The organism is Streptomyces sp. NRRL B-1347 (assembly GCF_000720325.1).
Taxonomy (GTDB): domain Bacteria; phylum Actinomycetota; class Actinomycetes; order Streptomycetales; family Streptomycetaceae; genus Streptomyces.
The window spans coordinates 25,391-44,381 of the sequence record NZ_JOJM01000042.1; the positions used below are offsets into that span (position 1 = coordinate 25,391).

The window sequence follows — 18,991 nt, forward strand, 5'->3', positions numbered from 1 at the left end:
GGGCTCGGCGTGGGCGAAGCGACCGAAACGCATGGGCGCGACGCGAGCGGAGTTCGGGACACTCAAGAGAGCAGTGTGAGCGGAGCGCGCCGAGCCCATAGGCGCAGCGTGGCCGCAGCGAGCAACACGAGGGGTACCGCATGAGCGAGCGCGCCGCCCCCTTCTACTGCCCCTACTGCGGCGACGAGGACCTGCGGCCGAGTGAAGCGCTGAAGGACAGCCACGGCGCGTGGGAATGCGCGGCGTGCAACCGTGCCTTCCAGTTGAAGTTCCTCGGGTTGCTCACCCGTGGACTTCAGCGGAACGACGGTGGAGAGGCAGCGATATGACGACCGTTCAGCAGGTGACGGCCGACACCCCGGCCGACGAGTTGAAGGCGCTCGCCGAGCGGGCCGGGCGCGACCTGGAGGACGCCTCCGCCCTGGAGGTCCTCACCTGGGCCGCGGGCACCTTCGGCGCCCGCTTCTGCGTGACCTCCTCGATGGAGGACGCGGTGGTCGCCCACCTCGCGTCCCGTGCGCGCCCCGGCGTGGACGTGGTGTTCCTCGACACCGGCTACCACTTCCCGGAGACCATCGGCACCCGTGACGCCGTCGAGGCCGTGATGGACGTCAACGTCCTCACCCTGACGCCGCGGCAGTCCGTGGCCGAGCAGGACGCCGAGTACGGCCCGCGGCTGCACGACCGCGACCCCGACCTGTGCTGCGCCCTGCGCAAGGTCAAGCCCCTGGAGGACGGTCTGACGCCGTACCTCGCGTGGGCCACGGGGCTGCGCCGCGACGAGTCGCCGACGCGAGCGCGGACGCCCGTCGTCGGCTGGGACGACCGGCGCCGCAAGGTGAAGGTCTCCCCCATCGCCCGCTGGACGCAAGGCGACGTGGACGCGTACGTCGCCGAGCACGGCGTGCTCACCAACCCGCTGCTCATGGACGGCTACGGCTCCGTGGGCTGCGCCCCGTGCACCCGGCGCCTCCTCGACGGCGAGGACGCGCGCGCCGGCCGCTGGGCCGGACGCGCCAAGACCGAATGCGGGCTGCACGGATGACCGCCCCCCGAACCGTTCAGGAGACCGACGTGACCGGAGCCACCGTCTGGCTCACCGGCCTGCCGAGCGCGGGCAAGACCACCATCGCGCACGAGCTCGCGCGCACCCTGCGCGAGCGGGGCCGCGCGGTCGAGGTGCTCGACGGCGACGAGATCCGCGAGTTCCTCTCGGCGGGCCTCGGCTTCAGCCGCGCGGACCGGGACACCAACGTGCAGCGCATCGGCTTCGTCGCCGAGCTGCTCGCCCGCAACGGCGTGCTCGCGCTCGTCCCCGTGATCGCCCCGTTCGCGGACAGCCGCGAGGCGGTGCGCAAGCGCCACCAGTCCGGCGGCACGCCGTACTTGGAGGTGTACGTCGCCACGCCGGTGGAGGTGTGCTCCGTGCGCGACGTGAAGGGCCTGTACGCCAAGCAGGCCGCGGGCGAGCTGTCCGGGCTCACCGGCGTCGACGACCCGTACGAGGAGCCCGAGTCGCCCGACCTGCGCGTGGAGTCCCAGGACCAGACGGTGAGCGAGTCCGCGGCGGCCGTCCTCGCACTGCTCACGGAGAGGGGTGTCGTATGAGCGACGCACGCGCGGCCGCCCGGCCGCTGACGACCACGATGCCTGCGCCCGTGCGCCGCGCGGGCGCAGAAGCGAACGAGAGGGTCACCGCATGACGACCGCCGCCGCCGTGTCCGAGGACGCGTCACATCCCGAGCGGGCCGACGGCGTCCAGGGCGCCGACAACCCGTACGCGCTCAGCCACTTGGACGCGCTCGAGTCGGAGGCCGTGCACATCTTCCGTGAGGTGGCGGGTGAGTTCGAGCGGCCGGTGATCCTGTTCTCCGGCGGCAAGGACTCCATCGTCATGCTGCACCTGGCGCTGAAGGCCTTCGCTCCGGCGGCGGTGCCGTTCTCGCTGCTGCACGTGGACACCGGGCACAACTTCCCCGAGGTCATCGCCTACCGCGACCGCGTGGTCGCGGAGCACAAGCTGCGCCTGCATGTGGCCTCGGTGCAGGACTACATCGACCGGGGTGTGCTCAAGGAGCGCCCGGACGGTACGCGCAATCCGCTGCAGACGCTGCCGCTGACGGAGAAGATCGCCGCCGAGCGGTTCGACGCGGTCTTCGGCGGCGGACGCCGCGACGAGGAGAAGGCGCGGGCCAAGGAGCGGGTGTTCTCGCTGCGCGACGAGTTCTCGCAGTGGGACCCGCGCCGCCAGCGGCCCGAGCTGTGGCAGCTGTACAACGGCCGGCACGCCCCGGGCGAGCACGTGCGCGTCTTCCCGCTGTCCAACTGGACCGAGCTGGACGTGTGGCAGTACATCGCGCGGGAGGGCATCGAGCTGCCCGGGATCTACTTCGCCCACCGCCGCCCGGTCTTCCAGCGCGCCGGGATGTGGCTGACCGCCGGGGACTGGGGCGGTGCCCGGGACGGCGAGGCGGTGGAGACCCGGCTTGTGCGCTACCGCACGGTCGGGGACATGTCCTGCACCGGGGCCGTCGACTCCGACGCGACCACCCTGGAGGCCGTGATCGCCGAGATCGCCGCGTCCCGGCTCACCGAACGCGGCGCCACCCGCGCCGACGACAAGCTCTCCGAGGCCGCGATGGAAGACCGCAAGCGCGAAGGGTACTTCTAACCATGACCACCACCGCCGCCGCCGGGGAGCTGGCCGGGCTCTCGGCCACCACCCTGCTGCGCTTCGCCACCGCGGGCTCCGTCGACGACGGCAAGTCCACCCTGGTCGGCCGCCTCCTGCACGATTCCAAGTCGGTCCTGGCCGACCAGCTCGAAGCCGTCGAGCACGCCTCCCGCGCCCGCGGCGCCGAAGGTCCCGACCTGGCGCTGCTGACCGACGGGCTGCGCGCGGAGCGCGAGCAGGGCATCACCATCGACGTGGCCTACCGCTACTTCGCCACCGCCCGGCGCCGCTTCATCCTCGCCGACACCCCCGGCCACGTGCAGTACACCCGCAACATGGTCACCGGCGCCTCCACCGCCGACCTCGCCGTGGTCCTGGTCGACGCCCGCAACGGCGTCATCGAACAGACCCGCCGCCACGCCGCGGTGGCCGCGCTGCTGCGGGTGCCGCACGTGGTCCTGGCGGTGAACAAGATGGACCTCGTCGCGTACGCGGAGCCGGTCTTCACCAAGATCGCCGAGGAGTTCACCGCGTACGCCACCGAACTCGGCGTCCCGGAGGTCACCGCCATCCCGATCTCCGCCCTGGCCGGGGACAACGTGGTGGAACCGTCCTCGAACATGGACTGGTACGGCGGCCCCACCGTCCTCGAGCACCTGGAGACCGTGCCGGTCAGCCACGACCTGACCAGCTGCCACGCGCGCCTCCCGGTGCAGTACGTGATCCGGCCGCAGACCGCCGAGCACCCCGACTACCGCGGCTACGCGGGGCAGATCGCCGCGGGCACGTTCCGCGTCGGCGACGAGGTGACGGTGCTGCCCTCGGGGCGCACCACGAAGGTCGCGGGCATCGATCTGCTGGGCAGGCAGGTGGACGTGGCGTGGACGCCGCAGTCCGTGACGGTGCTCCTGGAGGACGACCTCGACATCTCACGTGGTGACATGATCGTCCCGAGCGGTGATACGCCGACGCGCACCCAGGACATCGCCGCCACCGTCTGCCACGTCGCCGACACGCCCTTGCGGGTGGGCCAGCGGGTGCTGCTCAAGCACACCACCCGCACGGTCAAGGCGATCGTGAAGCAGATCCCGTCCCGGCTCACCCTGGACGACCTCTCCCAGCACCCGAACCCGGGGCTCCTCGCCGCCAACGACATCGGCCGGGTCCTGGTGCGCACCGCCGAGCCGCTCGCGCTCGACGCGTACGCGGACTCGCGCCGCACCGGCTCCTTCCTGCTGATCGACCCGGCGGACGGCACGACGCTCGCCGCCGGGATGGCGGGCGAGGCCTTCGCCAAGGCCGAGGCGCCCGCACCCGCCGCGGCCGACGAGGAAGGGTGGGACTTCTGACCATGGCTTCCCCCGATGTCTACTCGACCTTCGCCAAGGAGGGCGGCCGCGTGGGCAGCGGCGCCCTCGGCGCGGGGTCCGGCGGCGTGACGCGATGTGTGCGATGACGTACGCGCACCGCTCGCGCGCCCTCACCCCCCGCCGTCCCTTCGTACGCAGACGAAGATCCGCCGACATCCACCCGGCCGCACCCTGACCGTGCTCCCGCCGGGCCAACGAGAGGAACCCCTCCCGTGCCTGCCATCCGCACCTCCGGTCCCCTTTCTCCCCGCGCTCCCCGCTCCGCCCGCGCGCGCCGCACCGGCCGCCTCGCCGCCGTCGCCGCGCTCCCCCTGCTCGCGCTCACGCTCTCCGCCTGCGGATACGGCTCGGACTCCGACAAGGACGACAACGGCAAGGCGAAGATCGCCGCCGATGCGAAGAAGATCGAGGGACTGGACGAGGTGAAGATCGGCTACTTCCCGAACCTCACCCACGGCACGGCGCTCGTCGGCGACCACGAGGGCCTGTTCCAGAAGGAGCTGGGCGCCACCAAGGCGTCGTACGCGCAGTTCAACGCGGGGCCCTCGGAGATCGAGGCACTGAACTCGAAGTCCATCGACATCGGCTGGATCGGCCCGTCGCCCGCCATCAACGGCTACACCAAGTCCGACGGCGAGAACCTGCGCATCATCGGCGGTTCGGCGTCCGGCGGCGTGAAGCTCGTGGTGAACCCCAAGAAGATCAAGTCCCTGGACGACGTCAAGGGCAAGAAGATCGCCACACCGCAGCTCGGCAACACCCAGGACGTGGCCTTCCTCAACTGGATCAAGGAGAAGGGCTGGAAGGTCGACGCCCAGAGCGGCAAGGGCGACGTCTCCGTGGTCCGCACCGACAACAAGATCACCCCGGACGCCTACAAGTCCGGCTCGATCGACGGCGCCTGGGTGCCGGAGCCGACCGCGTCCAAGCTGGTGTCCGAGGGCGCGAAGGTGCTGCTCGACGAGGCCGACCTGTGGCCCGGCAAGAAGTTCGTGATCACGAACATCATCGTGCGGCAGCAGTTCCTGAAGGACCACCCGAAGGTCGTCGAGGCCGTGCTGCGGGGCGCGGTGAAGGCGAACCAGTTCATCAAGGACAACCCGGAGAAGGCCAAGGCCGCCGCCAACGCCGTGCTGAAGCAGCACTCCGGCAAGGAACTGCCCGCCAAGGTCATCGACCCGGCCTGGAAGTCGATCCAGTTCACCAACGACCCGCTGGCGGCGACGCTCGACACCGAGGCCGAGCACGCCGTGCAGGCGGGCCTCCTGGAGCAGCCCGACCTCAAGGGCATCTACGACCTGGGGCCGCTCAACAAGGTCCTGAAGGCGGCGGGTTCGCCCGCGGTCGACGACGCCGGCCTCGGCGTCAAGTAGCCCGACAACGCCTATCAGTTCAGGTTCTCAGGAGGTGACGACCATGGGCACGACGCTTGCCAAGGCACCGCGCGGGGCCGCACAGGCCGTGCAGACCACGGGTGCGGGCGGGGTCGCCGCGCGCATCGAGCACGTCTCGAAGTCCTTCGCCACACCGGCGGGGCAGCAGCTCGTCCTGGACGACATCACCCTGGACGTCGGCCAGGGCGAGTTCGTCACCCTCCTGGGGGCCTCGGGCTGCGGCAAGTCGACCCTGCTCAACCTCGTGGCCGGGCTCGACCGGCCGAGCGCGGGCAGCATCGGCACCGACGGCCGCCCGGCCCTGATGTTCCAGGAGCACGCGCTCTTCCCGTGGCTGACCGCGGGCAAGAACATCGAGCTGGCCCTGAAGCTGAGCGGCCTGCCCAAGGCCGAACGCCGCCCCAGGGCCGAGGAGTTGCTGACGCTCGTCCGGCTCCAGGGCGCGTACGGCAAGCGCGTGCACGAGCTGTCCGGCGGCATGCGCCAGCGGGTCGCGCTCGCCCGGGCGCTCGCCCAGGACAGCAAGCTGCTGCTCATGGACGAGCCGTTCGCGGCGCTCGACGCGATCACCCGGGACGTGCTGCACGACGAGCTGACCCGGATCTGGCGCGAGACCGGCGTCTCGGTCCTGTTCGTCACGCACAACGTCCGCGAGGCGGTGCGGCTCGCCCAGCGCGTGGTCCTGCTGTCCTCGCGGCCCGGCCGGGTGGCGCGCGAGTGGACCGTCGACATCGAGCAGCCGCGCCGCATCGAGGACGCGGCCGTGGCGGAGCTCTCCGTCGAGATCACCGAAGAACTGCGTGGGGAGATCCGCCGCCATGGGCAGCACTGAGACGACGACCCCCGCGCCGCGCAAGGGCGCCGAGCGGGACACCCACGACCTGGCGGGCCTCGAAGCGGGGCTCGACGCCCTGGACACCGTGCAGACGCGGCGTACCCCGCTGCGCGAGACGCTGGTCCAGAAGGTCCTGCCGCCGGTGACGGCGGTCCTGCTGGTCCTGGTGGTCTGGCAGATCCTCGTCTGGGCGGAGGTGACCGACAGCTACAAGCTGCCCGCGCCGGACGCGGTCTGGCACGAGGTCGAGATCGCCTGGCGGCAGGGCGTGCTGCTCGACTACATCTGGACGTCCGTCTCGCGCGGCATGTTCGGCTTCCTGATGGCCCTGGCCATCGGCACGCCGCTCGGTCTGCTCGTGGCCCGCGTCCGCTTCGTACGGGCGGCCATCGGCCCGGTCCTGTCCGGCCTCCAGTCGCTGCCGTCGGTGGCGTGGGTGCCGCCTGCGGTGATCTGGCTCGGCCTCAACGACAAGATGATGTACGCGGTGATCCTGCTCGGCGCGGTGCCGTCGATCGCCAACGGCCTGGTCGCGGGCGTGGACCAGGTGCCGCCGCTGTTCCTGCGGGCGGGCCGCACGCTCGGCGCCACCGGGCTCCGCGGGACCTGGCACATCGTCATGCCCGCCGCCCTGCCCGGATATCTGGCGGGTCTGAAGCAGGGCTGGGCGTTCTCCTGGCGGTCGCTGATGGCCGCCGAGATCATCGCGCAGTCGCCGGACCTCGGGATGGGACTCGGCCAGCTCCTGGAGGCGGGCCGCACCAACAGCAGCATGTCGCAGGTCTTCCTCGCCATCCTGCTGATCCTGATCGTCGGCATCGCCATCGACCTGCTGATCTTCAGCCCTCTGGAGCGGTGGGTCCTGCGCAGCCGCGGCCTGCTGGTGAAGTGATCACGATGCGCGAAACCGTCCCCTCCGCCGGTCCCGCGGACCCCTTCGGTCCCGTCCTGCTCGTGGTCGCCCACGGCAGCCGCGACCCCCGGCACGCCCGGACCGTGCGGGCCCTGGTGCGCCGGGTGCGGGGCCTGCGTCCCGGCCTTCGGGTCGAGGTCGGCTTCCTCGACTTCGACGCGCCCTCCGTGCCGCAGGCGCTGGAGTCCCTGGCAGGACAGGGCGTACGGGACGTGATCGCGCTGCCCCTGCTGCTGACCCGCGCCTTCCACGCGAAGGCCGACATCCCCGCCGTGCTGCGCGCGGCCCCGGCGGGGATGCGGGTGCGGCAGGCGGGGGTGCTCGGCCCCTCGCCGCTGCTGCTCACCGCGCTCGAACAGCGGCTGTACGAGGCGGGGCTCGACCCCGCCGACAAGGCCACGACCGGGGTGGTCCTCGCCTCGGCTGGCTCCACTGACCCGGAGGCGATCGCAGTGATCGCTGACATCGCGCGGGAGTGGCGGCGTACCGGTTGGTGCGCCGTGCGGCCTGCGTTCGCCTCCGCGGAACTGCCCCCTACGGAGGGGGCAGTCCGCTCGTTGCGGGGTGTGCCCGGGGTGCGGCAGGTGGCCGTCGCTCCCTACGTACTGGCTCCGGGGTTCCTGCCCGACCGGATCGCCCGGGGGGCCGCCGACGCGGATGTCCTCGGGGGTGTGCTGGGGGATTCGTTGTTCGTCGCCCGGGTGGTGCTCGAACGGTTCGACGCGTGCCGCCGCTTCGCGGCGGGTTTCGCCCACCCGTCCGCCCGTACGGGGCACCTCGCCGCCGCCGGGTAATCTCACCGCGGCCCTGGACCTTGCCCCTGGGGCAGACCCCACCCTGTCGCCCATGGACAGCGACTACCTGACCCACAGCCCGTACAGCACCCCCGGCCCCCGTCTGGACGCCCTGCTCGGCCCGGACCCGCTGCCCCGCGCGCCCGAGGCCCTCGCCGCCCTCGTCCGCGGCGTGCTGCTGCACCGCGAGGAGCGGGAGACCTTCTCCTACGCGGTGCCCGACGAGCGGCTGCACGAGGACGCCGAGTCCCGGTACGTCACCCGGATCCTCGGCATCCTCGCCGAGCGCGGGGACACGCCGCTCACCGCGGAGCGGGAGCCCGCGGCGCGGTTCGTCGCCACCTGCCGGGACTTCGCGCTGCTGCTGTGCTCGCTCCTGCGCGAGACCGGCACCCCGGCCCGGCTCAGGGGCGGCTACGGGACGTACTTCCAGGCGGGGTTCCACGACAACCACTGGGTGACGGAGTACTGGAGCGAGGGGCGCGGCTGGGTCCTCGCCGACCCGCAGGTGTACGGCGACCTGCACGACACCCCGTTCGACCCGATGGACGTGCCGCGCGACGCGTTCCTGGTCGCCGGGGACGCCTGGCGGGCGTGCCGGGAGGGGCGCGCGGACCCGGAGACCTTCGGCGTGTTCACCGTGCCCGAGATCAAGGGGCTCGGGCTCGTCCGCGCCGACGTGGTGGCCGATCTCGCCGCGCTCGGCGGCACGGAGCCGCTGCCGTGGGACGGCTGGGGGCTGATGGAGAAGGACGAGGCCGAGGTCACGGCGGAGGACCTCGCGCTGCTCGACTCCGTCGCCGCCGTCACCTCCGCGGCCGGGCACGCCCCCGATGCCGCCCGGCCCGACGCCGTGCGGCGGCTCCTCACCGATCCGCGGCTCGCGGTGCCCGCCGAGGTCGTCTCGCACACGACCTACTGCGGCGTCCGCACCGTCACGCTGCCGCGCGCGGCGTAAGCGTCCCCGTCACTCCTGGCCGCCCCCGTCGGGGGGTGTGAACGGCGTGCCCTGGTGGAACCACAGCCGCCAGCCGTGCCCCGTCCGCCGCCACAGCGAACTGCGGTGCACCAGACGGCCGTTGCTTTCGGTGTCGAACGTCAGGTGCACCAGGTCCGCGGCGAGCTCCACGCCCCGCATGCGGGACGTCGTGACGGGGCGGCCGCCGGGCTCGGGGCTCGCGGTGAGGACCCGTACGATCGACTCCCGGTCCCAGCGCGCGCCCGAGGCGCCGAACTCGGTGAACTCGGGGTGGAGCAGTTCCCCGAACAGCTCGGGCGAGGCCCGTACCTCGGGGTCGAGCAGGCGCAGCTCGTTCTCGATGGCCGCCTCCACGGCGGGCGAGCGGTCGGTCATCGGCCGGCCTCCGGGGCCTCGGTCAGCTCCGCGAGCTTGCTGACGGTGTTCCAGTTGCGGCTGGTGGCGACGAGGCCCTTGGTGAGGGCGGGGCGCCCCAGGGCCTCGCCGAGCTTGGACCGGCCGAGCCCTTCGGGCGCGTACAGGTACAGGGCGCGATCGCCGAGCCGGAACTCCTCCGGCAGGAAGCCCGCTTGGTCGAGGGCGGCGAAGCGGGCGGCTTCCACGGCCCCGGAGAAGTAGGTGACGTGCAGCTGCCTGCCTTCGAGCTCGGCGGCGGGGAAGGGGCAGGCGTCGACCACCGCCCGCAGATACGCGTGGTCGCGCACAAGGAGGTCCACGCCGAAGCCGAACTCCTGCTCCAGGGCCGCGGCGAGCTCCGCCGCGAGGGAGTCCTCGTCGCCGCGGTCCGCTGCGAACACGGCGTTGCCGCTCTGCAGATAGGTCCGTACGCCGGTGAGCCCGAGCCCTTCGAGGAGCGCGCGCAGCCGGGCCATCGGCACTTTCCTGCTGCCGCCCACGTTCACGCCGCGAAGGAGCGCCGCGTAGATCTTCGTCGCCATGCGCACACGATAAGGCGGCCGCCGCGCCCCGTGGGGGTGGGCACGACGGCCGCCGGTCCGAAGAGGGCCGCCGCCCCGCCCGTGCGGGCGGGGCGGCGGCCTCGGGAAACTACTCGACGACCTTCAGGAGCTTGTTGGGCGTGCCCTCGCTCGGGTTGGAGATCTTGTCCGGCGTCGCGCCGTCGGTCAGCGCCTTGGCGACGTCCGCGGGCTTGGCGTCCGGGTGCGCGGCCACGTACAGGGCGGCGGCGCCGACCACGTGCGGGGTCGCCATGGACGTACCGGAGATCGTCTTGGTGGCGTCGTCACCGGTGTTCCAGTCGGACGTGATGTCCGAGCCCGGGGCGTAGATGTCCACGACGGAGCCGAAGTTGGAGAAGTCCGACTGCTCGTCGTCCTTCGTGGAGGAGGCGACCGTGATGGCCTCCTTGACGCGCGCCGGAGAGCTCTGGCCCGCGTCGCTCGACTCGTTGCCCGCGGCCACAGCGTAGGTGACGCCGGAGGCGATGGACTTGCGGACGGCCTCGTCCAGGGCCTCGTCGGCGCCGCCGCCGAGGCTCATGTTGGCGACGGACGGGCCCTGGTGGTTCTTGGTGACCCAGTCGATGCCCGCGACGACCTGCTCGGTGGTGCCGGAGCCCTGGTCGTCCAGGACGCGCACCGCGACGATCTTCGCCTTCTTGGCGATGCCGTGCGCGCCGCCCGCGATGGTGCCGGCGACGTGGGTGCCGTGGCCGTTGCCGTCGTCCGCGTTGTCGTCGTTGTCGACCGCGTCGAAGCCGGAGACGGCGCGGCCGCCGAAGTCCTTGTGGCTGACGCGGACGCCGGTGTCGATGACGTACGCGGTCGCGCCCTCACCGGCCTTGTCCGGGTACGTGTACTTCTTGTCGCCCGCCGTGTCGGCCTGGTCGACCCGGTCCAGGCCCCACGACGGCGGGTTGTCCTGGGTGGCCTTGATGGAGAACTTCTTGTTCTGCACGACCTTGCCGACGGCCGGGTCGGCGGCGAGGCGCTTGGCCTCGGTCTCGCTCAGGCCCTTGGCCGAGAAGCCGTTGACGGCCGAGGAGTAGTTGCGGCTGAGGTCGCCGCCGTACTCCTCGGCGAGGTCGGCCTTGGTGTCCTTGCTGGCCTTCTCGTCGAGCAGCACGATGTAGCTGCCGGCCACGGCGCCCTTGGCCTCGGTGCCGTACACCTTGCCTTCGGCGGGGGTCGAGGCTCCGGCGAATGTACCGGCGAAGACGGTCACGCCCACCGCGGTGGCGGCGGTGGCTATCCCTGCGGTGAGCTTCATCGTGCGAGCGCGCTTGTGAGCTGCCATGAAGAGGCGTCTCCTCGTGGGGTGTTGTGGGGGGATGTGGTGCTTTGTGGGGTTGTCAAGCTTTCACTGCGGCGCCCGGTTCGCTCCGAAAGAACTGAAGATCTCCGGGCGTTGGGACGAAACCCTGTCTGAATGACGCGCGCAGATCAATACCTTCATGCGGCTGTGACTTGTTCAACAAGGTTCTGTAATAACAAATCACCCCGCCCATGACACTTCGGGCACCCCACCCCTCCCCGCCCCCTCTGCGCCCTGCCCCTCCCCCGAGCGGGCAGGACGCAGAAGACCTTCGGCGGGCGGCGGCTAGGCCACCGCGGAGACCGGCTGCTCGAAGGAGTCGATCGTCCGCGTGAAGTCCCGGGTCGACAGGAGCAGCTTGTAGATGATGGCGAGTTCGAAGACGAGCAGCAGCGCGCCGGAGACGATGGTCGCCGGGATCACCGCGTCGAAGAGCGGCCCGAGGATGAAGACGCCCATCTGGAACTCGACGCCGCTCACGAGGTGCGTGCGGATGCGGTGCCGCAGCAGGAAGGAGCGCGCCCGCAGATAGGCGGGGAACCGGTGCCGGAACTCCTGGTGGAGGTCGATGACTTGCCGGGAGCGCGCGCCGCCCGCGGGCGCGCCCGCCGCCACCGGTACGGCCGCGGGGCCCGTCGGCGCCTCCGGCTCCCCGGGCGCCGCCGCGCCGACGGCCTGGTCCCGCTCCACGTCCGCCTCGGGGTTCTCCCGCAGCAGGTCCTCCATGAAGGCGAGCTCGGCCTGGTTCTCGGCCCGCCGGGCGGCCCGCACCCGCGCCTTGATCTGCTTGCGCATGGTGTAACGGACCTTGAAGATCTCAAGGGAGTTGATGTACCGCAGTGTGTCGAGCCCGACCACCGCGAGCGCGAGCCAGACGTAGGTGACGTCCCCGGTGCGCTCGTACTGGCCGCCCATCAGGGCGACCCCGCACACCATCACCCGGATCCGGTCGAAGACGAAGTCGAGCCACGCGCCGAAGACCGAGCCCTGCCCCGTCAGACGCGCGACCTTGCCGTCCATGCAGTCCAGAACGAAGCTCAGGTGGTAGATCACGGCGCCGAGACACAGCCACCGCCAGTCGCCGAAGGCGAAGCACACCGCGGAGCCGAGCCCGAGCAGGAACGCGCCCCAGGTGATCTGGTTCGGCGTGATCCGGGTGCGCAGCGCGGTCTGGCGGACGAGCGGCGTGGCGACGGGGTCGACGAGCAGCACGGTCCACCAGGCGTCGCGCTTCTTCTCGGTGATGCGGCGCACCTCGGCGAGGGGCGGTATCTCCCGTGGCTCCCGTCGCGCGGCCGTGTCTCGTCGCGGGGACTGTTGTGACATGGGTCAACTTCCTGGCGTTCGAATGAAGTTCACCTCACGCTAGGAAGCCGTTGCCCCAAGGAACAAGAAGTGGCCCATGCAACCTTTGGCCGGGGGTATGGGTCGAACCAGTGGGTCGGGTCCATGGACGCGCCAGGACGCCCGTGCGTTATCCGAGCGTTACCAAATGCCCCGACCGTTACCGAATGGCCTCACAGAGCGTTATGTCACGCCGTGTCGGACCATCCCGCACCAAGCCCCAATCCCGGCCAACCGGCCCTGAAGCACCACCAAACGGTCACGCGTCCGCACCTCCCTTCTTCACGCCGCCGTCACGCCGACCGCGCACGATCTCCTCCTCGATGAGGTCGGCCGCCCTCTTCGTGCCGCCCTCCCCCGCCATCCCGGCGCGCACCTCGCCGAGCCTGCGCGCCACCTCCGGGTCGTCGACGAGCGCGAGCACCGCCTCGCGCAGCGTCCGCGCGTCGGCCTCCTCCATCGGCAGATGGCGGGCGACGCCGAGGCCCTGGAGCATGTCGGCGTTGCCGAACTGGTCGACGGCCTGCGGCACGGCGACCATCGGCGTCCCGGTGGCGAGGCCCTCCTGGCTGCCGCCCGCGCCCGCGTGCGTGATGAACGCGTCGGCCTTCCGCAGGACCGCCAGCTGCGGCACCCAGCGGCACACCTCGATGTTGTCCGGTACGTCGCCGAGCTCGCTCGCCTCGACGTGGCGGCCGACCTGGAGCACCACGTGCCATCCCGGCAGGCCGCCGAAGGCCTCGACGCACGCGCGGTAGAACGCGGGCTGCTTGGTGAAGGACGAGCCGAGGGAGACGAGGAGCACCTTCTCCGCGTGCGCCGGGCGCTCCCAGTCGCCCTGTGCCGCGCGGTCGCCCTGACAGGCGCCGACGAAGGTGTGCACGTCCTCGTCGACCCGGTCGGCGTGCGGCTGGAGCGCCTTGGGGATGAGGACGAGCGAGCGGGGCGGGCGGCCGACGAAGGGGTCGGGGTGCTCGGTGACGCCGTTCTCCGTCAGCCAGTTCTCGAACCGCTCGTAGTACGCCCGGCCGCGCTCGGTCCGCCGGGGCTCCGCCCACATGGGCTCGGCGACCTCCTCCTCGTATCCCTCCCAGGCGACCAGGTTCGGCGAGAGCGAGACCTCGGGCACGCCCCAGCGGCGGGCGAGGACCCGGGCCGGGTACGAGGTGATGTCGTGCAGGACGAGGTCCGGCTCGTCGCCCTTGTACGCCTTCGCCAGCTGCGGCAGCGCCTGGATCGCGTCGGCCAGGAACGGCTCGACGTTGTCGAGCAGGGTCTCGCCCCAGGCCGACGGGTCGTCGTCGGGGCCGGGCAGCGTGGTGCGGTAGAGCACGGGCTCGGCACCGGTCTCGGCGACCTTCTCCTCGAAGGCGTGCGGGATCGCGTACGTGACGCGGTGGCCGCGGGCGACGAGCTCCCGGATCACTTCGAGGCTCGGGTTCACGTGCCCGTGGGCGGCGATGGAGAACATGGCGATGTGGGCACGCTTGCGTGTGGTCATGCGCTGACCATAAACGAGACGAGACGTCTCGTGCAATAGTTTTCGGGGCTCTTCGCGCCGCGGCGGCGACCGGCTCCGTCCGGGTCTACCCGGCGGACCCCTCGCCCGGGCCGCACTCCGCGCCCGCGTTGTACCGCAGCAGGTACTCCGCGAACCGCTCCAGATCCGGACCGCTCCAGTCCGCGAGCCGCTCATGGAAGGCGATCCGACGGCTGTCCGTGACCTGCGCGAGCACCCCCACCCCCCGCTCGGTCAGATGCAGCACGTGCACGCGGTGGTCGGCCGGGTCCTGGCGGCGCTCCACCAGGCCCGCCTTCTCCAGGGCCGCGACCTGTCTGCTGATCGTCGACTTGTCGAGGGTGTAGTGCGCCGCCAGATCCGTGGCGCGGCAGCCCTGCTGGTACTCCAGATGACTGAGGAGCGTGAAGGAGACGAGGGAGAGCTCGGGGTGCATCCGGGCCGCGGTGGCGCGCGCACGCCGCGCGAACGCCGTCATCTCCCGCTGGATGACCTCGATCGAATCGTCCCGGTCGGCCACGACCTCCGCCTCCTCGCGTCGACGCCGCCCGGCCCCGGCCGCACCCCCGCGGCACGCCCCGCGTTTCCGTCCCGGCAGCAATGGTTGTACAGTACAACATGACGTAAGAGTTGTATATACCAACTATCTGGAGAGGTCCGCATGACGGCGCCTGCCCGTGGCCCCCTGCGCCACGTCCTCGTCCATCTCTTGACCCCGCTGCTGATGTGCCTGGGCATGGGCCTGGCCTACATGAGCGCGTTCGTCACGCCCGAGCCGCACGACATGCCCGTCGCCGTCGTCGGCTCGGACGCCCGCGCCCACGCCTTCGCCGAGTCCGTCGCGGACAAGGCGGGCGACGCCCTCGACGTACGGACGCTGGCCTCGCGCGCCAAGGCCGTCGACGCGCTGAAGTCCCTCGACATATCCGGCGCCTACGTCCCGGACGCCAAGGCCCCCGAGCTCCTCGTCGCCTCCGCCGGGTCCGACATGAGCGCGCTGGCCGCCGAGAAGGTCTTCACCCCCGTGGCCGCCGCCCAGGGCACCCCGCTGAAGGTCACCAACGTGGCGCCCCCGGTCGCCGACGACCCGACGGGCCAGGGCCTGTTCTTCCTGCTCGTCGCGGTGAGCATCGGCTCGTACGCGTCCGTGGCCGCGCTCGGTGCCGCCGGCGGGGCCCTGCGGATGCGGGCGCGCGCGGGCCTCGCCGTCGGCGTCGCCTTCGCCGTGAGCCTGATCGGCACCGCGCTCGCCGGGCCCGTCTTCCACCTCGCGCACCACGGCCTGGGGGGCGTGTGGGCCATGTCCTGGCTGTACTCGGCGGGCATCCTGCTCATCGGCGTCGGCCTGCACACGTTCCTCAAGCGCTGGACGACGCTCGCGATGATGGTCCTCTTCGTGATGCTCAACTTCACCAGCTCCGGCGGGCTCTTCCGGCCCGAGCTGCAGAACGGCTTCTTCGGCTCCCTGCACGCCTTCTGGAACGGCGCGGGCTTCGTCGAGGGCGTCCGCGCCCATCTGTACTTCGGCGGGCACGGCCTCGGCGGACACGTGGGCACGCTGGTGGCCTGGCTCGCCCTGGGCGCGCTGCTCACTGCGGTGGCGGGGCTCGTCGAGCGGCGGCGGGCCGCGGTGGCCGCCGCCCCCGCGGCGGTGGCGGCCGCGGAGGAGGAGATGGAGGAGTCGGTCGGCGTCTGAGGGCGCGCCGGGCTCAGCGCTGATAGCGGCGCAGCACCAGGTTCCCGTCCTTGACCAGGCGCTTCCTCAGCTCGTCCAGGCCGATCGCGCCGCTGTAGTACTCCTGGAGCGCGGGCGTGGCGACCTTGTCCGACCACTCGGGGTAGCCGCGCACCGACTGCGCGGGGGCGGGCCGGAGGTGGCGGGCGAGCGCCGTGCCCGTCGCCCAGTCGTCCTTCGCCGTCCGCAGCGCCGGGTCCTTGAGGGCCTCCTTGCCGGTGGGCAGCATCCAGTCGCCGCGCGCGAGCCGCACCATGTTGGCGGGGCGCAGGAAGAAGTCGATGAACGCGGCCGCCTCCTTCTTGTGCGGGCTGTCCTCGGCGACCGACAGGGTCTGCGGACTCACGCCCTGCGCGAGCCCTTCCGCCCCTGCGGGCGCGGGCAGGACCTGCCAGTCGAAGCCCTTCGGCGCCTGCTGGACGATCTGCTGGCGGTAGGAGAAGCCGAGCGGCACCATCGCGTACTTGCCGCCGAAGAAGCCGGGCAGCGTGTCCGAGCCGCCCATGCCGAGCGTCGCCCCGGACGCGCTCCCGTCGACGTTGACCTGGTCGTGGACGGTGCGCGGCACCACGGCTTCGGCGTCCTCGAAGCGGATCTCGGCCTTGCCGTCCGGGCGCCGGTGGAAGAGCTCGCCGCCCGCCGAGAGCGACAGGTTGAGCGTGGCCGACACCGGCTCCTTCAGCGGCCAGGCCACTCCGAACCTGCCCTTGCCCGCGCCGAGCTCCCGCGTCACCGAGCGGAACTCCGGCCAGCTCCACGGCTTGTCGGGGGTCGGGATCCGGACGCCGGACTCCTTCAGCCACCTGGCGTTGGCGATGAGCACGCGCGGCTCCTGGAGGAACGGCACGCCGTACACCTTGCCGCCGAAGGTCGTCGTGTCCCAGCTGGCCTGCGGGATGTCGTCCCGAAGGCGGCGCGGCAGCAGCTTCCCGAGGTCGGCGAGGTAGCCGCCGTACGCGAAGTCCGCGAGGTCGTCGGACGCGTCGTGGATGACGTCCGGGGCCTCGCCGCCCTCGAAGGAGGTGAGGAGCTGGTCGTGGACGCTCGTCCAACTGCCCTGGACGTACTCGACCTCGACGTCGGGGTGGCGCGCGTTCCACTCCGCCACCAGTTCCTTGTTCGCCGCGACGGACTCCTGCTGCCAGGCGAGCGACTGGAAGCGCAGGGTGATCCGCCCGTCGGAGTCCCCGCCGTCGCCCGAGCACCCCGCGAGCAGCAGGACGAGCGCGGCGGCCGCGGCGCCCAGGGCGCGGACGCGGCGCATCAGCTCTTCACCGCCCCGGCGAGCATGCCGCCCGTGATCCGCTTCTGGATGAGGGCGAAGACGACGAGCGAGGGCAGCGTCGCGAGGAACGCGGCGGCGGCGAGCGGGCCGAGGTCGGCCACGCCCTCCGCGCCGATGAAGTGCGTGAGGACGACCGGCAACGTCTGTTTCTCCGGGGTCTTGAGCAGGACGAGCGCGAAGAAGAACTCGTTCCACGCCGTGATGAAGGCAAACAGCGCGGTCGCCCCGATGCCCGGCGCGAGCAGCGGCGCGGTGACCGACACGAGCGTGCGCAGGCGGCTCGCCCCGTCGACGGCCGCGGCCTCCTCCAGCTCCACCGGCACGGCGCGGACGTACCCGACGAGCATCCACAGCGCGAACGGCAGCGCCCACACCACATAGACCATGATCAGACCGGGCAGCGAGTTGATCAGGCGCAGGTTCTTCAGGACGAGGAACAGCGGGATGATCACCAGGACGAAGGGGAAGGCCTGGCTGACCACGACCCAGCCGGTCGCGGCCCGGGCGAGCAGCGTGCGGTGGCGCGCCATCACGTACGCCATCGGGGTGGCGATGACGACGGCGATCACGGCGGCGCTGAGGGCGGCGACCAGCGAGTTGCCCGCGGCGCGCAGGAGCGGCTGTTCGTCGAAGGCCTGGCGGTAGTTGGCGAGGGTCGGGTCCTCAGGGATCCAGGTGGGGTGCAGGCTGCCCAGCTCCGTGGCCGGTTTGAAGGACGTGGAGAGCAGCCAGAGGAACGGGAACACCAGGAAGACGAGATAGGCGAGGAGCGCGAGGTACTGCCCGGCCCGCGCGGCCCCCTTCGTCCGCGCGGCTCCGGTGCGCGCGGCCCCTTTCGTACGCGAGGTCATCGCTCGTCGGCTCCTCTCAGGCGGCCCACGAGGTACACGGCGAGCAGCACCGAGATCACCGCGACCATCACACAGCCCATCGCCGCCGCGTAGCCGAACTGGCCGTAGCGGAAGGCCTCCTCGTACGCGAACAGCATCGGCAGGCGGGTGCGCCCGCCGGGGCCGCCGTTGGTGAGCACGTAGACCAGGGCGAAGGAGTTGAAGTTCCAGATGAAATTGAGCGCGGTGATGGCGAGCGCGATCGGCCTGAGGGCGGGCCAGGTGACGGTGGTGAAGCGGCGCCAGGCGCCCGCGCCGTCCATCGCGGCGGCCTCGTGCAGTTCCCGGGGCACGTTCTGGAGCCCGGCGAGCAGGGCCACCGTGGTCTGCGGCATGCCCGCCCAGACGCCCACGACGATGACGGCGGGCAGCGCGGTGCCGAGGCCGGTCAGCCAGTCCCGGCCGTCGCCGAACCCCAGGTCGCGCAGCGTCTCGTTGAGGATGCCCGCGTCCGGGTGGTAGACGAGCCGCCACATGATGCCGACGACGACCTCGGGCATCGCCCACGGGACGATCGCGAGCGAGCGGGCCAGCCAGCGGAAGCGCAGGTTCTGGCTGAGCAGGAGCGCGAGGCCGAGCGCGAGCAGGAACTGCGGCACCGTCACCCCGACCGCCCAGAGCAGGCCGATCCGGAACGAGTCCCAGAACAGGGTGTCGTGCCGCAGGTCCTGGAAGTTGAGGAGCCCGATCCACTCGGTGGCCTCGGTGCGGCCCGACTGGGAGTCGGTGAAGGCGAGCGCGATGCCGTAGAGCAGCGGGCCGAGGCTCAGCACCAGGATCGGGAGCAGCGCGGGCAGGACCAGGAACCAGGCGCCGTGGTCCATGGCCCTGGCGGGGCGGCGGCCTCGGGAGCCCTTGCCGGACCGCGCTCGCGCGGTCGCCAATGTCACGGAATCGGCTCCTTTGAGCGGATGATGACTGTTTGGCCGACCTGACGGCCTCCGTCATCGTGCTGACGCGACCGGCGTACGTCAAGCGACCGCGC

The 18,991-nt window shown here is 71.7% G+C and carries 20 protein-coding genes; 11 read left to right on the top strand and 9 right to left on the bottom strand.

Going from position 1 to position 18,991, the window contains the following annotated elements; translation table 11 throughout:
* Positions 1-140 precede the first annotated feature (140 nt).
* The 10 genes from IG74_RS0129545 (at position 141) to IG74_RS0129590 (ending at position 8,938) form a co-directional block, all read left to right on the top strand.
* On the top strand, positions 141-329 hold the full coding sequence (locus IG74_RS0129545; protein WP_030683601.1) for a hypothetical protein: 189 nt from the start codon (positions 141-143) through the stop codon (positions 327-329).
* On the top strand, positions 326-1,045 hold the full coding sequence (locus IG74_RS0129550; protein WP_030683602.1) for a phosphoadenylyl-sulfate reductase: 720 nt from the start codon (positions 326-328) through the stop codon (positions 1,043-1,045). The genes IG74_RS0129545 and IG74_RS0129550 overlap by 4 nt, the downstream gene beginning before the upstream one ends.
* The gene (gene cysC / locus IG74_RS0129555) at positions 1,042-1,608 is read left to right on the top strand and encodes an adenylyl-sulfate kinase (protein ID WP_030683604.1); all 567 of its coding nucleotides are present in this window, start codon (positions 1,042-1,044) and stop codon (positions 1,606-1,608) included. The genes IG74_RS0129550 and cysC overlap by 4 nt, the downstream gene beginning before the upstream one ends.
* Positions 1,609-1,699: 91 nt before the next feature.
* Complete coding sequence (cysD, locus tag IG74_RS0129560) at positions 1,700-2,671, top strand: sulfate adenylyltransferase subunit CysD (protein ID WP_030683605.1); 972 nt, start codon at positions 1,700-1,702, stop codon at positions 2,669-2,671.
* A 2-nt stretch (positions 2,672-2,673) separates the two neighbouring features.
* Positions 2,674-4,023 (top strand): sulfate adenylyltransferase subunit 1, encoded by a 1,350-nt coding sequence (locus IG74_RS0129565; protein ID WP_030683606.1) that lies wholly within the window; start codon positions 2,674-2,676, stop codon positions 4,021-4,023.
* A gap of 332 nt (positions 4,024-4,355) precedes the next feature.
* Complete coding sequence (locus IG74_RS0129570) at positions 4,356-5,417, top strand: aliphatic sulfonate ABC transporter substrate-binding protein (RefSeq protein ID WP_420709956.1); 1,062 nt, start codon at positions 4,356-4,358, stop codon at positions 5,415-5,417.
* A gap of 43 nt (positions 5,418-5,460) precedes the next feature.
* On the top strand, positions 5,461-6,270 hold the full coding sequence (locus IG74_RS0129575) for an ABC transporter ATP-binding protein (RefSeq protein WP_030683608.1): 810 nt from the start codon (positions 5,461-5,463) through the stop codon (positions 6,268-6,270).
* A complete protein-coding gene (locus IG74_RS0129580) occupies positions 6,257-7,165 on the top strand; it encodes an ABC transporter permease (RefSeq protein WP_030683609.1) in 909 nt (302 codons plus the stop codon). Before IG74_RS0129575 ends, IG74_RS0129580 begins: the two co-directional genes overlap by 14 nt.
* A 5-nt stretch (positions 7,166-7,170) precedes the next feature.
* Positions 7,171-7,980 carry a sirohydrochlorin chelatase gene (locus IG74_RS0129585; protein WP_051855628.1) on the top strand — a complete coding sequence of 270 codons (810 nt, stop codon included), beginning with the start codon at positions 7,171-7,173 and terminating at the stop codon, positions 7,978-7,980.
* Positions 7,981-8,032: 52 nt separating this feature from the next.
* On the top strand, positions 8,033-8,938 hold the full coding sequence (locus IG74_RS0129590) for a transglutaminase domain-containing protein (protein ID WP_030683614.1): 906 nt from the start codon (positions 8,033-8,035) through the stop codon (positions 8,936-8,938).
* Positions 8,939-8,947: 9 nt separating this feature from the next.
* Here IG74_RS0129590 and IG74_RS0129595 read toward each other — a convergent pair whose 3' ends face one another.
* The 6 genes from IG74_RS0129595 to IG74_RS0129620 all read right to left on the bottom strand — a co-directional run bounded on the left by IG74_RS0129595 (position 8,948) and on the right by IG74_RS0129620 (position 14,616).
* Positions 8,948-9,334 carry a DUF4440 domain-containing protein gene (locus IG74_RS0129595; RefSeq protein WP_030683616.1) on the bottom strand — a complete coding sequence of 129 codons (387 nt, stop codon included), beginning with the start codon at positions 9,332-9,334 and terminating at the stop codon, positions 8,948-8,950.
* Positions 9,331-9,897 carry a DUF1697 domain-containing protein gene (locus IG74_RS0129600; RefSeq protein ID WP_030683618.1) on the bottom strand — a complete coding sequence of 189 codons (567 nt, stop codon included), beginning with the start codon at positions 9,895-9,897 and terminating at the stop codon, positions 9,331-9,333. Before IG74_RS0129600 ends, IG74_RS0129595 begins: the two co-directional genes overlap by 4 nt.
* Positions 9,898-10,006: 109 nt before the next feature.
* On the bottom strand, positions 10,007-11,215 hold the full coding sequence (locus IG74_RS0129605; RefSeq protein ID WP_030683620.1) for a S8 family peptidase: 1,209 nt from the start codon (positions 11,213-11,215) through the stop codon (positions 10,007-10,009).
* 303 nt (positions 11,216-11,518) lie between these two features.
* The gene (locus IG74_RS0129610; RefSeq protein ID WP_051855617.1) at positions 11,519-12,559 is read right to left on the bottom strand and encodes a CDP-alcohol phosphatidyltransferase family protein; all 1,041 of its coding nucleotides are present in this window, start codon (positions 12,557-12,559) and stop codon (positions 11,519-11,521) included.
* 277 nt (positions 12,560-12,836) lie between these two features.
* On the bottom strand, positions 12,837-14,078 hold the full coding sequence (gene mgt, locus IG74_RS0129615) for a macrolide-inactivating glycosyltransferase (protein WP_037826232.1): 1,242 nt from the start codon (positions 14,076-14,078) through the stop codon (positions 12,837-12,839).
* A gap of 85 nt (positions 14,079-14,163) precedes the next feature.
* On the bottom strand, positions 14,164-14,616 hold the full coding sequence (locus IG74_RS0129620) for a MarR family winged helix-turn-helix transcriptional regulator (RefSeq protein WP_030683626.1): 453 nt from the start codon (positions 14,614-14,616) through the stop codon (positions 14,164-14,166).
* A 141-nt stretch (positions 14,617-14,757) separates the two neighbouring features.
* On the opposite strand from IG74_RS0129620, the gene IG74_RS0129625 reads away from it, so the two are divergent.
* Positions 14,758-15,792: a hypothetical protein gene (locus IG74_RS0129625; protein ID WP_030683628.1), complete on the top strand. Its 1,035-nt coding sequence runs from the start codon at positions 14,758-14,760 to the stop codon at positions 15,790-15,792.
* 13 nt (positions 15,793-15,805) lie between these two features.
* Here the strand turns inward: IG74_RS0129625 and IG74_RS0129630 are convergent, their stop codons facing one another.
* The 3 genes from IG74_RS0129630 to IG74_RS0129640 are packed head-to-tail and all read right to left on the bottom strand — an operon-like array spanning position 15,806 to position 18,896.
* Complete coding sequence (locus IG74_RS0129630) at positions 15,806-17,095, bottom strand: ABC transporter substrate-binding protein (RefSeq protein WP_030683630.1); 1,290 nt, start codon at positions 17,093-17,095, stop codon at positions 15,806-15,808.
* Positions 17,095-17,967, bottom strand: a complete 873-nt coding sequence (locus tag IG74_RS0129635) for a carbohydrate ABC transporter permease (RefSeq protein WP_030683632.1) — start codon at positions 17,965-17,967, stop codon at positions 17,095-17,097. The genes IG74_RS0129630 and IG74_RS0129635 overlap by 1 nt, the downstream gene beginning before the upstream one ends.
* On the bottom strand, positions 17,964-18,896 hold the full coding sequence (locus IG74_RS0129640) for a carbohydrate ABC transporter permease (RefSeq protein ID WP_199818899.1): 933 nt from the start codon (positions 18,894-18,896) through the stop codon (positions 17,964-17,966). Before IG74_RS0129640 ends, IG74_RS0129635 begins: the two co-directional genes overlap by 4 nt.
* Positions 18,897-18,991: the final 95 nt, after the last annotated feature.